Origin of the sequence: Rhodopila globiformis, assembly GCF_002937115.1 — a bacterium.
Taxonomy (GTDB): Bacteria; Pseudomonadota; Alphaproteobacteria; order Acetobacterales; family Acetobacteraceae; genus Rhodopila; species Rhodopila globiformis.
This window is the reverse complement of record NZ_NHRY01000267.1, coordinates 25,020-37,985: the sequence shown is the minus strand read 5'-3', so window position 1 is coordinate 37,985 and position 12,966 is coordinate 25,020. Positions and strand designations below refer to the sequence as shown.

General features: G+C 68.8%; 12 protein-coding genes. 8 read left to right on the top strand and 4 right to left on the bottom strand.

Annotation, left to right across the window (positions count from 1 at the left end):
* The first annotated feature begins 433 nt into the window (after positions 1–433).
* On the top strand, positions 434–1,393 hold the full coding sequence (locus tag CCS01_RS29865) for an Rpn family recombination-promoting nuclease/putative transposase (RefSeq protein WP_104522474.1): 960 nt from the start codon (positions 434–436) through the stop codon (positions 1,391–1,393).
* Between the two features lie 315 nt (positions 1,394–1,708).
* Here the strand turns inward: CCS01_RS29865 and CCS01_RS29860 are convergent, their stop codons facing one another.
* The 3 genes from CCS01_RS29860 to CCS01_RS29850 are packed head-to-tail and all read right to left on the bottom strand — an operon-like array spanning position 1,709 to position 4,424.
* Positions 1,709–2,002: a hypothetical protein gene (locus tag CCS01_RS29860; protein ID WP_104522472.1), complete on the bottom strand. Its 294-nt coding sequence runs from the start codon at positions 2,000–2,002 to the stop codon at positions 1,709–1,711.
* A gap of 3 nt (positions 2,003–2,005) precedes the next feature.
* Positions 2,006–3,433 carry an amidohydrolase family protein gene (locus CCS01_RS29855; RefSeq protein ID WP_104522470.1) on the bottom strand — a complete coding sequence of 476 codons (1,428 nt, stop codon included), beginning with the start codon at positions 3,431–3,433 and terminating at the stop codon, positions 2,006–2,008.
* Between the two features lie 34 nt (positions 3,434–3,467).
* Positions 3,468–4,424 (bottom strand): LysR family transcriptional regulator, encoded by a 957-nt coding sequence (locus CCS01_RS29850; RefSeq protein ID WP_104522480.1) that lies wholly within the window; start codon positions 4,422–4,424, stop codon positions 3,468–3,470.
* A 98-nt stretch (positions 4,425–4,522) separates the two neighbouring features.
* Between CCS01_RS29850 and CCS01_RS29845 the strand changes: the two genes are divergently transcribed.
* From CCS01_RS29845 to CCS01_RS29835, 3 genes are all read left to right on the top strand, one after another.
* Positions 4,523–5,242: an SDR family oxidoreductase gene (locus tag CCS01_RS29845; protein ID WP_104522468.1), complete on the top strand. Its 720-nt coding sequence runs from the start codon at positions 4,523–4,525 to the stop codon at positions 5,240–5,242.
* Positions 5,243–6,177: 935 nt separating this feature from the next.
* Positions 6,178–6,648 (top strand): CBS domain-containing protein, encoded by a 471-nt coding sequence (locus tag CCS01_RS29840; RefSeq protein ID WP_104522466.1) that lies wholly within the window; start codon positions 6,178–6,180, stop codon positions 6,646–6,648.
* Between the two features lie 49 nt (positions 6,649–6,697).
* Complete coding sequence (locus CCS01_RS29835) at positions 6,698–7,120, top strand: CBS domain-containing protein (protein WP_104522464.1); 423 nt, start codon at positions 6,698–6,700, stop codon at positions 7,118–7,120.
* Between the two features lie 521 nt (positions 7,121–7,641).
* On the opposite strand, the gene hemN is transcribed toward CCS01_RS29835, so the two are convergent.
* Entirely contained in the window at positions 7,642–8,991 is a 1,350-nt protein-coding gene (gene hemN / locus CCS01_RS29830; RefSeq protein ID WP_104522462.1) for an oxygen-independent coproporphyrinogen III oxidase, read from the bottom strand.
* A gap of 129 nt (positions 8,992–9,120) precedes the next feature.
* Between hemN and CCS01_RS29825 the strand changes: the two genes are divergently transcribed.
* From CCS01_RS29825 to CCS01_RS29810, 4 genes are all read left to right on the top strand, one after another.
* The gene (locus CCS01_RS29825; protein ID WP_104522460.1) at positions 9,121–9,753 is read left to right on the top strand and encodes a 2OG-Fe(II) oxygenase; all 633 of its coding nucleotides are present in this window, start codon (positions 9,121–9,123) and stop codon (positions 9,751–9,753) included.
* 11 nt (positions 9,754–9,764) lie between these two features.
* Positions 9,765–10,424, top strand: coding sequence for a hypothetical protein (locus tag CCS01_RS29820; RefSeq protein ID WP_104522458.1), 660 nt, complete (start codon positions 9,765–9,767; stop codon positions 10,422–10,424).
* A gap of 360 nt (positions 10,425–10,784) precedes the next feature.
* Positions 10,785–12,206 (top strand): cardiolipin synthase, encoded by a 1,422-nt coding sequence (gene cls, locus CCS01_RS29815; protein WP_104522456.1) that lies wholly within the window; start codon positions 10,785–10,787, stop codon positions 12,204–12,206.
* 100 nt (positions 12,207–12,306) lie between these two features.
* Positions 12,307–12,948 (top strand): endonuclease/exonuclease/phosphatase family protein, encoded by a 642-nt coding sequence (locus tag CCS01_RS29810; RefSeq protein WP_170114679.1) that lies wholly within the window; start codon positions 12,307–12,309, stop codon positions 12,946–12,948.
* Positions 12,949–12,966 lie beyond the last annotated feature (18 nt).

The following is a 12,966-nucleotide window of genomic DNA, read 5'->3' as shown; positions in this document are numbered from 1 at the left end:
GAATGAACATCGGCGACGCTTCACCCATTGGGTGCGGCTCCTTCGCAGCGCGGTAATGATGACAACACGCTGATTCGGAAGGATATTTCGGAAAGTACAAGTGAAATTTTCGTGTAGCGACGAATAAGGCGGGTTCACTATTTGGTCGCCGCTGCCGGCCTTGCACGAACCATCGCGGCTGACTCCGGGAGGTCCACTGTTGGCCCACTCCCTCATCCCACGACCGTCGGGGAGTGTCCGCTTCGGAGGTGCCGGCCCGGGTGGCTGGATGACCGCGATGGGCGCACTGCCGCCTTTGGCCCCGGTGAGTGACTGCGTGCGGGATCACCGGCCCGATGGTCAAGCAGCCCACTTGCGTCGGAAGTAGCCCTCAACGCCCGGGAAACCCCTGGAAATGCTCGGTTTCCTGGAAACGCCGTGCTAGACAGCAAGCATGCGCGACCACGACAGCCTGTACCACCGTCTGTTCGGCCACCCCCGGATGGTGGCGGAACTGCTGCGGGAGTTCGTCGCCGGCCCCTGGCTCGACGACCTCGACCTCGACGGCATGACGCGCGAGAACGCCACCTTGCATGCCGAGACGGGCGAGCGGCGCGAGAGCGACATGATCTGGCGCATCCCGCGGCGTGACGGCGGCGACACCTATCTCGTGCTGCTGCTGGAGTTCCAGTCCACATCCGATCAATGGATGGCGCTGCGCATGCTGATTTATGCCGGCCTGCTGTGGCAGCACCTGCTGACCGAGAAGCGCCTGCCGCCCGACGGAAGGCTGCCGCCGATCCTGCCGGTGGTGCTGTATAACGGTGACCGGCGCTGGGCGGCACCGTTGGCGCTGCACGATCTCGTCGGGCTGCCGGAGACCTCGCCGTTGTGGCCATGGCAGCCGGCGATGCGCTATCAGATCGTGGACGAGGGCGCGTTCGGCGACGATGATCTGGCGCGGCGCGAGGCTCTGGTGGCGCTGTTGTTCCGGCTGGAGAATTCGCCCGACCCGGCGCAGATTGTCGCCCTGGTTGATGCTGTGCTGGCCTGGTTCCGGCGTCATCCGGGGCTTGAGGCGACGCGGTCGGTTTTCGCCGGGTTGCTGGGTGCGCTGCTGGCGCCGCTGGCGCCGGGGGTTCGGGTGCCGGAAGCGTTGTTGGAGATCAGGAACATGTTGGCGACACGGGCTGAGACATGGAAGCGGCAGTGGTTGCAGGAGGGCCGGCAGGAGGGTCGGCTGGAGGGCCGGCTAGAGGGCGAGGCGGCATTGCTGCTCCGCCTGCTGGAGCGTCGCTTCGGTGCTTTGCCGGACTGGGCCCGGGACCGCATCGCCGCCGCCGACACTACGGCGCTGGAGCAATGGGGCCTACGCCTGCTTGAGGCTGAAAGCCTCGACGACGTTCTGGCGTAGCGATAACGGGCTTGGCCGGAGCGGCCGGCGTGACATTCCCGTTTGTCGCGTCGGCGCCTCCCCAGTGCCTGCGGTTTGGCCGCACCGGTCAGATATTCGTCCCGGATCACGTCACCTTGGGAAGCGCCATCAACCGGCGTATGTGGCCGAGTGTCGTGCATCCCGGCACCATGGCTGACCGTTGGGTTCCCGCCCACGCCCGCTATCCGACAGCCGCCGGAGTGCGTCCGCTTTGGAGCCGCCCGCCAACGCGGCTGAATGGCCGGGATGGGCGCATTCTCGCCCTGAAAGGCTGGACTTCAAGGGAGCGCTGCACTACCCGCCGCCAACCCGCAACCGGTCCCCACCCGCGCCTGCCATGGCATTCCGCAGCGCCGACAGCAATGCCACGATCGACGGGGCCGCCCGCGCGGTCCGCCCCGCCGCCGCCCGCTCCGGCGTCTGGTAGAACCAGCGGACCGGCCGCAGATCCGCCGGAGCCCGGGTGATGATGAAGGCGCCGTCCACGGTTTCGATCACCAGGCCATCGTCACGGACGGCGACCGTGCCCCTCACCGCCCACAGCTTGAGGCAGTCCAGCAGCAGCCCGCGAAGCTGTGCGTCCGTCATCGGCTACAGGCACGGCGCGGCCAGGATCGGCTCGGCGATCTTGCGGTGCTGCCACTTGCCGTCGGCCAAGCTGCCCTTGAACGTGCCGTTCTCCACCACGACCTTGCCGCGCAGCACCGTCAGGCACGGCCACGCGTCCATTTTGCGGCCCTCCCACGGCGTGTAGTCCGCCTCGTGCAGGTCTTCGGCGCGGATCACCCGCTGGTCCGCCGGGTCGAGCACGCAGATATCCGCATCCGACCCCGGCGCCAGCGCGCCCTTGCGCGGATACAGCCCCATGATCTTCGCCGCGTTGCTGGAAACCAAGTCAACATAACGCGGCAACGCATACCCCCGTCTGCCGACCATTTCGGTGTACATCAGGGCGACGCGGGGCTCGACGCCGGCGTTGCCGCCGGTGGTGTCGTCGATCCGCACGCCTTGCAGCTTCTGCTTCAGCGTGCAGCAGATCTCATCCGTGGCGACGCAGTTGATCGAGCCGTCCACCGTCCCCTGCCACAGCGCCGCGTGGTCCTCCGCCCCCTTCAGCGAGGGATAGGTGTGGTAGATCTGGCCGTTGGGGCGTTTGTAGTCTTCCTTGGTATACAGCATGTACTGGTGCAGCGACTCGCCATAGATCGGCGTGCCGCGCTGCCGCGCCTCGCGGATCGCCGACACGCCGGTGGCGGCCGAGACGTGCATCATGTAGAGCGCCGTGCCGGGCACCTTCTCCGCCAGGCGGATGATGCGGCGGAAAGAAACGTCCTCGGACAAGGTGTTGTGCACCTCGGCCATGTTCTCGAAGCCGGTGCGGCCCTCGCGGATCAGCTTGCCATACATGTGCATGACAATGTCGTTGTCCTCGGAGTGGATCACGCCCAGCCCCCGGTTCGCCGCCAGCACCTGGAAGATCTCCCAGATGTCGCCGAAATCGACCATCCGGCCCTTGCGGCTGGGGGTGATGTCGGTGGTGAAGATCTTCACCGTCGCGAACCCCGCCTGGATCGCCTCGCCCACCTGCGGCGGCAGGTCGACCGGCAGCGCGCCTTCCACCATCAGGTGCTGCGCGTAGTCGCAGGCGCAGTGGCCGGCCCAGTCCTTTTCCCGCTGCTCGATCGCGTCCTGCACGCTGCGGCCCTGCGCGGCGCGGGTGAAGTCGATGATCGTCGTGGTGCCGCCGTGCACCGCCGCCTTGCTGACGACGTCGGGCGGCGCGGTCAGGGTGGCGCCGCCGTCCGGGGCGGGCAGGTGCCACTTGCAGTGCACATGCGGATCGATGCCGCCGGGCATCACGATCTTGCCGCGCGCGTCGATCACCCGCGCGCCCTCGGGCACCGGAATGCGGCCGGGGTCCGCCACCGCGGCGATGACGCCGTCGGCGATCAGGATGTCGTGCGCGCCGACGCCCTGGGGCGTCACCACCGTATCGCCGCGGATCACCAGATCGATCATGGCTGCCTCCCCCTGTTTGTTGTTGCCGGCATCGTCACCCGTCCTGGCCGTCCGGGCAAGCCGCGGGGCGGTCGTGAGTGATCAACCGCGCCGGCTGCCTCCCCCCGCCGGTGACGAAATCCAGGAATGCCCGCACCGTCGCCGGCGGCAGAGGCCGGGACGGATAGTAGGCGTAGAGCGGGAGCCGTTCCTCCGCCCACGCCGGCAGGATCTGCACCAGGTCGCCGCTGGCCAGCAGCCGTTCCGTCCCGAGTGCGAAAATCTGCGCAATCCCGGCGCCGGCCACGCAGGCCGCCAGCCGCGTCGCCGGGTCGTCCAGCATCAGGCGGCCGCTCGCCTCCACCACGATGCCTTCGCCGCGGCGCCGGAACGTCCACGGAGAGGGACGGCCGGTCACCGGATCGCGGGCCATCAGGCATTCGTGCTGCTCCAGGTCCTGCGGGAGCCGCGGCGTGCCGTGCGTGGCCAGGTAGGACGGGGCGGCGCAGGTCAGGACCAGGGTTTCCAGCAGCTTGCGCGCGGTCAGCCCGGACGGCTCCGGCCCGCCGAAGCGCACCGCGGCGTCGAAGCCCTCGGCAGCCGGTTCGCCCAGCCGATGGCGCACGGACAGCTCCAGCGCGACGTCGGGATGCGCGGCCAGGAACGCCGGCAGGTTCGGCGGCAGCACCAGCCGGGCGAACCAGGGATCGAGGGCGATGCGCAGCCGGCCACGCACCGGGACGGCTGCCTCGCCCGCGTCGGCGGCGTCCTCCAGGTCCGCCAGCAGCGGCATCACCCGGGCGTGGAAGCGCCGGCCTTCGTCGGTCAGCGCTACCGCCCGCGGCGTGCGGTCGAACAGGCGCGCACCGATCCGCGCCTCCAGCCGCGCCACCGCCCGGCTGACCCCGGACGGCGTCAGGCCCAGCGCCTCGCCGGCGCCGGCGAAACTGCCGCTCTCGACCACCGCGACCAGCACGCCGAGGCCGGCCAGCAACCTGCCGTCGAACGCCATGATGATCTCCGGTCCGTGCAGAATGGAGGCGAATGGATTGCCATCGAACGCGCCATCGGCCGGAATGCCACAACGGCAACACGCCATGGAGGATCCCAATGACACTGGGCGGCAAACGGATTGTGATACTGGGCGGCAGTTCCGGCATCGGGCTTGCCGTCGCGCAGGCGGCGTCGCGAGAGGGGGCGGCGGCGGTGATCGTCTCCAGCCGGCAGGCGCGGATCGACGCGGCGCTGGCGACGCTGCCGGCGGGGACCGAGGGCCGGGCGGCGGACCTGGCCGACGAGGCGGCGGTGCGGGCGCTGTTCCAGGATCTTGGCGCCTATGATCACATGGTGTTCACCGCCGGCGACGCGCTGCGGCTGGGCCCGCTGGCCGCCACCGACCTGGCGGCCGCACGCCAGGTCTTCGAGCTGCGCTACTGGGGCGCGTTCCTGGCGGCGAAGCACGGCGCCGGCGGGATCAGGGCAGGGGGCTCGATCGTGTTCACATCCGGCACCGCCGGGCGGCGGTCGCAGGCGGGATGGACGCTCGCGGCCAGCGTCTGCGCGGCGATGGAGGGGCTGACGCGGGCCCTGGCGGTGGAACTGGCGCCGATCCGGGTGAACATCGTCAGCCCCGGCGTGGTGGCGACGCCACTGTGGGGCGCCATGCCGCCGCCGGCCCGGGACGCGCTGTTCGAGCAACTCGGGCAGAAACTGCCGCTCGGCCATGTCGGCTCGGCCGAGGAGGTGGCGGAGACGTATCTGTACCTCATACGGCAGACCTACGGCACCGGCCAGGTGGTCGTGGTGGACGGCGGCGGCACGCTGGTCTGATACCCGGTGCCGCCGTTGCCCTTCCGTCATGGCTGGGCATGTCCCGGCCATGTGCGCTGCGGCGTCACCGGCGGCGGCCTGTCCGGAACCGCGGCTGGTATGGCCCGGCCTTCATCATGGTGAGGCCGGGCAGGGCCACCATCCACGTCTCGCTGATCACAGCACAGGCGTGGATGGCCGGCCGGAACCTGTGCCCGGGCTTGTCCCGGCTACCGGCCATGACAGTTGGACCGCCCGTGCGACATCGTAATAGGGGCAAAACCCCGGGCACGCATGTGCAGCATACGCTCGAAACTGGGACGACAGGCACGGAATTCCGCCGTTTTTTGGCATCCAACTGCGGAACGATATGGGCAATCACCAAATTCGCCCGGGGTTTTGCCCTCTATTACCAGTGCGACAATGGGAGCGACTATTCTGCAACTGGCCCAAGGCATGAACCGCTGCGACCAGGCCCGGCAATGCTGCGATGCGCGCTTTGATCACCAGCCCAATGATGCGGTTCGTCCGGTCCCGCGTCGCCCGCAAGGTCCGGTCTCCGTGGCGCTTTGTGGTCCTCCGCTTTCTCCGTGTTGAAAATAAAGGAAGAACGTGCGGGCACGAACGATTCCAGGGGAGGCACTGCCACCGCCCGCCCCGGCTTCAGCCCCCCATCCCTCGCCGATGGTGGCAGGGGCCAAATGCGGCGGGCCTTCTGCCCCGTCCGGCGGGGGCGGCCATTTCCGGCGGCCGGTACTAGCGCCTATGCGGACAAGCCGGACCATGACGGTATAAGAACGTGCCGGAGATGGCCAATCTACCTCGGGTCATGACGCCCGGCGGCGGTCTCGCCCACCGAAAGTGACGGCCGCCCGCCGTCACGTCCGCTTGATTCTAATCAATGACCATCGGAACCGGCATTCGCAAGATGCACGCGCTACTAGGAGGTTCCCGCAATGTCCATCACCGCGGCTGATATCATGACTTCGCCGGTCGTCGCCGTGTCACCGCAGACGAGCATGGCTGAAATCGCCGCGTTGCTCGCCAGCAAGCATATCAGCGCCGTTCCGGTCTGCCAGGCCGACAGCACGCTCGCCGGGCTTGTCAGCGAAGGCGACATCCTGAAACCGTTCCGTGAATCGGCCCGGGCGCGCCGTGACTGGTGGCTGGGCGTGTTCGCGGAAGGCGAGCAACTGCCGCATGATTTCCTGGAGTACATCCGCCAGGACACCCGCACTGCCGCCGACGTCATGGTGCGCCACGTCATCAGCGTGGAGCCCGGCACGGCTCTGCCGGACATCGCGGAGCTGATGGTCAAGCACGGCGTCAAGCGGGTTCCCGTGTTGCAGGACGGCAAGGTTGTCGGCATCGTCAGCCGCGGCGACGTGGTGGCTGCCATTTCCAAGGCACCCGGCATGCTGGTGTAGCAGCCGGGGCCCAACCCCGTGCGGCCCAAGCGGGCCAGGAGGCTTTGTTATGACCAACAGAAGCCTGGGCGAGATCGTTAAGCGTCAGCATCCGGTCACGCTGCCGGACACCGCGACGGTGCAGGCCGCCTGTCGCCTGATGCGCGACAAGCGCATCGGCGCGATCCTCGTCACCGGGCCGGAGGGCACCCTGATCGGCCTGTTCACCGGCCGCGACGCCGTCTGCCGCGTCGCCGCCGAGGCGCTGGACCCGGCCACGACGTTGCTTGGCAGTGTCATGACGCCGCGGCCCGACACGCTGCGGCCGAATGGCCACGCGATCGACGCCCTGCGCATGATGCAGGACGGCGGCTACCGCCACCTGCCGGTGGTCGATGACGGCCGGATCGTCGGGATCATTTCCCGCTATGACTTCCAGGGGCTGGAAGTGGCCCGGCTCGACGAGGAAACCGGCTTCTGGGAGATCATGTAGGTCCGGTTGACCGGAGGCTCGGGCCGTCTCGCTGTCGTCATGGCCATGACGGAGACGAAATAAACCTGTTGCGCATGGGGACGAGCCCCATATGCGTCAGGATAAGCTGGTGACTGGAGAAAGGTTTGGCTGCGCGTGCCGTTTACCCTTCGTCATGGCCCGGCTCGTCCGCATAGGCACTAACTTAACCAGCCGGGTGCGGGGCACCGTCCCGTCGTCATGGCGGCCGCAGGGCCGCCATCCACGCCTTGCGGTGCCGATATCAGCGGAAGGCGTGGATGGTGGGCCTTCCCACCATGACGGGGTGGCAACGGCCGTGCCACTGGCCGCCTAAGTTAGCGCGTATGGGGCGTGTCCCGGCCATCCGCGCTTCGACGGTGAGGGGTAGGTGGCCGGGACACGCCCGGCCATGACGGAGGGGCAACGGACCGGGCACCAAATCCTTCTCCAACCGCCGCCCTATCCTGATACCCATGGGGACAAGCCTGGACACGACGACAGAGAGACGACCCGGATACGCCTCAGACGGCGACGGCGTGCCGGCCGGCGGCCGGGTCCAGGTAGGCGTCGAACACGCTGGCCACCCGGCGCACCAGGTTGCGCGTCGATTCGGGCACCGTGATCACCCCGCCGTCCACCTCGGCCAGGCCGTCGGCGACCAGCGTCCGCAGGTTGGCCATCTCGTTGTCCAGGCAGTGCGGATTGAAGCCGTGCTGCCGGATCGCTGCCGGCACGTCCACCTTCAGGTCGCACATCAGCCGCTCGATGATGTCGCTGCGCAGCACGTCCTCGGGCGTGAACGCCACGCCGCGGACGGTGGCCAGTTGCCCGGCCTCGATCCGGTCGCCCCAGTCTTTGATGTGGTGCGCGTTCTGCACGTAGCCCTGCGGCAACTGGCCGATCGACGAGGCGCCCATGCCGATCAGCGCGTCGGCCGGATCGTCTGTGTAGCCCTGGAAGTTGCGCCGCAACTGACCGGTCCGCTGCGCCACCGCCATCGGGTCGTCCGGCCGCGCGTAGTGATCCAGGCCGATGCGCTGGTAGCCAGCCTGCAACATGGCGTCGCCAATCGCCCGCTCCTGCGTCAGCCGCGCGTCCGACGTCGGCAGGGCGGACTCGTCCAGCACCTTCTGGTGCTTCATCATGCCGGGCACGTGGGCGTAGCCGAACACCGCCAGCCGGGCCGGGCTGAGCGACAGCGCGCCGGCCACGGTGTCCATGCAGGACTCCACCGTCTCATGGATCAGGCCGTAGAGCAGGTCGACGTTCAGGTCCTTGATGCCGGCCCCGCGCAGCAGCTTTGCGCAGGCCTGCGTCGTTTCCAGGCTCTGCACCCGCGCCACGGCTTCCTGCACCGCCGGATCGAAGGTCTGCACGCCCAGGCTGGCGCGGGTCACGCCGTTGCGGCCGAGCGCGTCCGCCATCTCCGGCGTCAGCCGGCGGGGATCGATCTCGATCGCCACCTCGGCGTCCGGCTCGAAGTCGAAGCGCTGCCGCAGGCGGGTCATGATGCTGCCGAACAGCTCGGGCCCGACGATCGCGGGCGTGCCGCCGCCGAAATGGATATGCGCCGCGCGGTGGCCGCCGATGACGTCGGCGACATGGTCAACCTCGCGCAGCAGCAGCCCGACATACTTCTCGATCGGCCCGCGGTGGCGGGTGATGCTGGTGTGGCAGCCGCAGTACCAGCACAGCGTCTCGCAGAATGGCACGTGCAGATAGAGCGACAGCCGCGCGTCCTCCGGCACCGCCCGCAGCCAGCCTTCATAGGCCTGCGGCCCGACGGCGGCCGAGAAATGCGGCGCGGTGGGATAGCTGGTGTAGCGCGGAATCCGCTCGTTCAGGTACTTCTTGATCGCGCTATCCGTCATGGCTGCCACTTCTGTTTCCGACGTCGGGCATTAGATGGCGAGCCTGTCCCGCCGCGTCCTTGATCCGGATCAATTCCAGCAGCGACGTCTGCAACTATGCGACGACGCTTCGGCAGCAGGTGACAGACGATGGGGCTACTCGACCTCGAGGCGCTGCGCGGCGCGGCGGTGACGACGGATCCGTTCACCTTCACGGTGGTCAAGGATTTCGTTCCACCCGAAACCGCCACGGCGATCCGGCGGGACTTCCCCGCCATCGTCTATCCGGGGCTGCTGCCGGTCGAGGCCACGCACTACGGCCCGCGCTTCGGCGACCTGATCGAGGAACTGCAGAGCGACGCCGTGGCCGCGGCCTTCTCGGAAAAATTCGGCCTCGACCTGGTTGGCCGGCCGACCATGATCACCGTGCGGGGGCGCTGCCACGAACGCGACGGGCGCATCCACACCGACAGCGAATGCAAGCTGGTCACCGCGCTGCTGTATTTCAACGATTCCTGGGAAGCCGCCGGCGGGCGGCTGCGGCTGCTGCGCAAGCCGGACGATTTGCAGGACATGATCGCCGAGGTGCCGCCCGATTCCGGCACGCTGATCGCCTTCCGCCGCTCCGGCAAATCGTTCCATGGGCATGAGCCGTTCGTCGGCGTACGCCGCTACGTCATGATCAACTGGATGGCCAGCACGTTCGCGGCGCGGCGGGAACTGCTGCGGCACAAGGTCTCCGCCGTCGCCAAGCGCGTCCTCGCGCCGGCCGCCACCGCGTAGGGGCCGCCTGCATGTCCGGCGCCGGCGCGATCGCCGCCACGTTCCTCGCCTGCCTCGACCGCTGCCGGGCGGAAACCTGGCCGTATCGCCACTGGCTGCTCGACGGCATCCTGCCGGACGAGGCATGCGCCGCGATCGACGCCCTGCCGGTGCAGCCTCCGCCCATCGGCGACACGCTGGGCAAGCGCGAGACCAACAACAGCACGCGGCTGTTCTTCGGCGTGCCGCAGCGCGCCGCCCATCCGGTGTGCGACGCGCTGGCCACGGCGCTGCAGGGCGACGCCGTCGTGCGGCGGCTGGAGGCATTGTGCGGCGCGGCGCTGGCCGGCAGTTTCCTGCGCATCGAGTACTGCCTCGACACCGACGGCTTCTGGCTGGAGCCGCACACCGACATCGGCGCCAAGCTCTATACCATGCTCGTCTACCTGTCCGGCGAGCCCGGCTCGGAGGCGTGGGGCACGGACATCCTGGACGGGCCGGACGGGTTTGTCGCCTCGGCGCCCTATGTCCGCAACGGCGGGCTGATCTTCATCCCCGGCGCCGACACCTGGCACGGCTTCCGCCGCCGGCCGATTGCCGGGGTGCGGCGGTCGCTGATCGTCAACTACGTCAGGCCGGAATGGCGGTCCCGCCACGAACTGGCCTTCCCGGAGCAGCCGGTTCCGGCGTAGGCGCTCTTTCGCGGGCATGGGCGGGCGTGGTTCATTACCTCATCGTCATGGCCGGGCATGTCCCGGCCATCCACCCCCCACCGTTGAAGCGCAGATGGCCGGGACACGCCCGGCCATGACGATGACGATAGAGAGAGACGACCTTGCCCGGCCATGACGGGAACGCACCGGCCGCCGTTGCGCCGCCGCCACACACATGCGACAATATGATTTCATCCCGCCGCGCTTCCTGCGCTAAAACAGGGGCAGGGAGAGATAGTTTGTCGTTATTTCAGAATGATTTGCCACCCGCCGATGCGCCGCCGCCGGAATCCGCAGCCTGATCGCCCGCAGTCCGGGCGGTAGCGGCGCGGTTCCGCCATGAACGACATCTGGCAGGGCCTGCTGCACGTCCGGGCCGATGCCGCCCTGCCGATCGGCTTTGTGTTGGCGGTCGGGGCGACGGTGCACATCCTGCTGAACAAGCGGCAGGTGACCTCCGCCGTCGGCTGGATCGGCCTGGTCTGGTTCGCGCCCATCAGCGGCGCGATCTGCTACCTGCTGCTCGGCGTCAACCGGGTGAGGCGGCGTGCCCACCTGCTGCGGGCCAGGGACAATGGCGCAGACGATCCGGCGGCGCAGCACTTGCCCGGCGCCGATACCCTGAGCGCGCTCGGCCGCGGCATCGGCCGGATCACCGCGCGGCCGCTGCTGGCCGGCACGGCGACGCACGCCTTCCAGAACGGCGACAACGCCTATCCGCCGATGCTGGCGGCGATCGCATCCGCGCGGCGCAGCATCGGCCTGACCACCTACATGTTCCGCGACGACGTCTGGGGCGGACGCTTCATCGACGCGCTGATCGCCGCGGCGCATCGCGGCGTCGCCGTGCGCGTGCTGATCGACGGGTTCGGCGGCGACTGGCTGCTGTCGCCCGCCTATCGCCGCCTGCGGCGCAACCGCGTCCCGGCCGCCCGCTTCATGCACTCGCCGCTGCCCTGGCGGATGCCGTTCCTCAACCTGCGCTCGCACAAGAAGATTCTGGTGGTGGACGGCACCGTCGGCTTCACCGGCGGCATGAACATCGGCGACGAGAACGTGCTCGCCACCCGCCCGAGGAAGCCGGTGCAGGACCTGCACCTGCGGGTCGAAGGGCCGATCGTCGCGCAACTGACCGAGGCGTTCGCCCAGGACTGGGCGTTCGTGACCGGGGAGGCCCTGGACGGCGACGCCTGGTTCCCCGACATCCCGCCGCGCCCCGGCCCGCTGGCCCGCATCATCGATTCGGGTCCGGACGAAAACCTCGAGAAGGTCGAATTCGCCGTGCTGCAGGCCGTCGCCTGCGCGCGCCGCAGCATTGCCGTCATGACGCCTTATTTCCTCCCCGATGAGCGGCTTATCACCGCGCTCGACCTGGCCGCGATGCGCGGCGTGGCGGTGGACCTGGTGGTGCCGGAGAAAAGCAATCATACCCTGGTGGACTGGGCGACGCGCGCCAACATCGGGCCACTGCTGGCCGACGGCGTGCGCATCTGGCGCAGCCCGCCGCCGTTCCACCATTCCAAGATGATGGTGGTGGATGACGAATGGTGTCTGGTCGGCAGTTGCAACTGGGATATCCGCTCGTTCCGGCTGAATTTCGAACTCTGCCTGGAGGTGTACGATCGCGGCCTGGCGGCGACGCTGACCGCGCTGATGCGCCGGGCCAGCGGCCGGCCGCTGACCCAGGCCGACCTGGATGCCCGGCCGCTGGCCATCCGCATCCGCGACGCCGGCGCGCGCCTGATGCTGCCGTACCTATGAGCACGATGCGCCCGCAGCGATGGACCCGGCGGATTTTGGCACAGCCATGCGCACAGTTTTGTTGCATTGGCCCGGCCAACGCTGCCATTAGGGCTGTGCAATGACCAAGCTGATCAGTTGGAACCTGCTCCGCCTGACCGGAGCCTCCCTCGATGACGTCGTCCGGCTGATCCGGCGCGAGCATCCCGACCTGCTGCTGATGCAGGAGGTCACGCAGGAAATGGACGGGCTGACCCGGCGTGTCGGCGGGCAGTACCAGCGCAACCTGATGCCGGGCCGCGTACACGGGCTGGCGGTCTGGAGCCCGACGCCGCTGCCCACCTGGCCGGCGGTGGTGCCGCTGCAGTCCGGGGCGATGTTCAACCGCATCTGCCAGATCGTCGACCTCGGTTCATTTGCCGTTGCCAACGTTCACCTGTCGCACGGCCAGATCCTCAATCGCCGGCAGTTGCGGCGCATCGCCAGGCTATTGCCGAACCGCGCCGCGGTCGTCGGCGACTACAACCTGATTGGCCCCACCCTGCTGCCCGGCTTCCACGACGTCGGCCCGCGCGAGCCGACGCACGTCTGCGGCGACATCGTGCCGCTGCGGATCGACCGCTGCCTGATCCGCGGCGTGGCCTGCCTGGAGGCGCGGGCGCTGCTGCGGGAGACGTCGGATCACCGGCCGATCGTGGTGCGCCTGGCAGTTGCGCCGCACATGCAGTTGGAGCCGGCGATGGCGCTGGACAGCGTAGCCTGAGGCGTTTCCGGCCCGGCC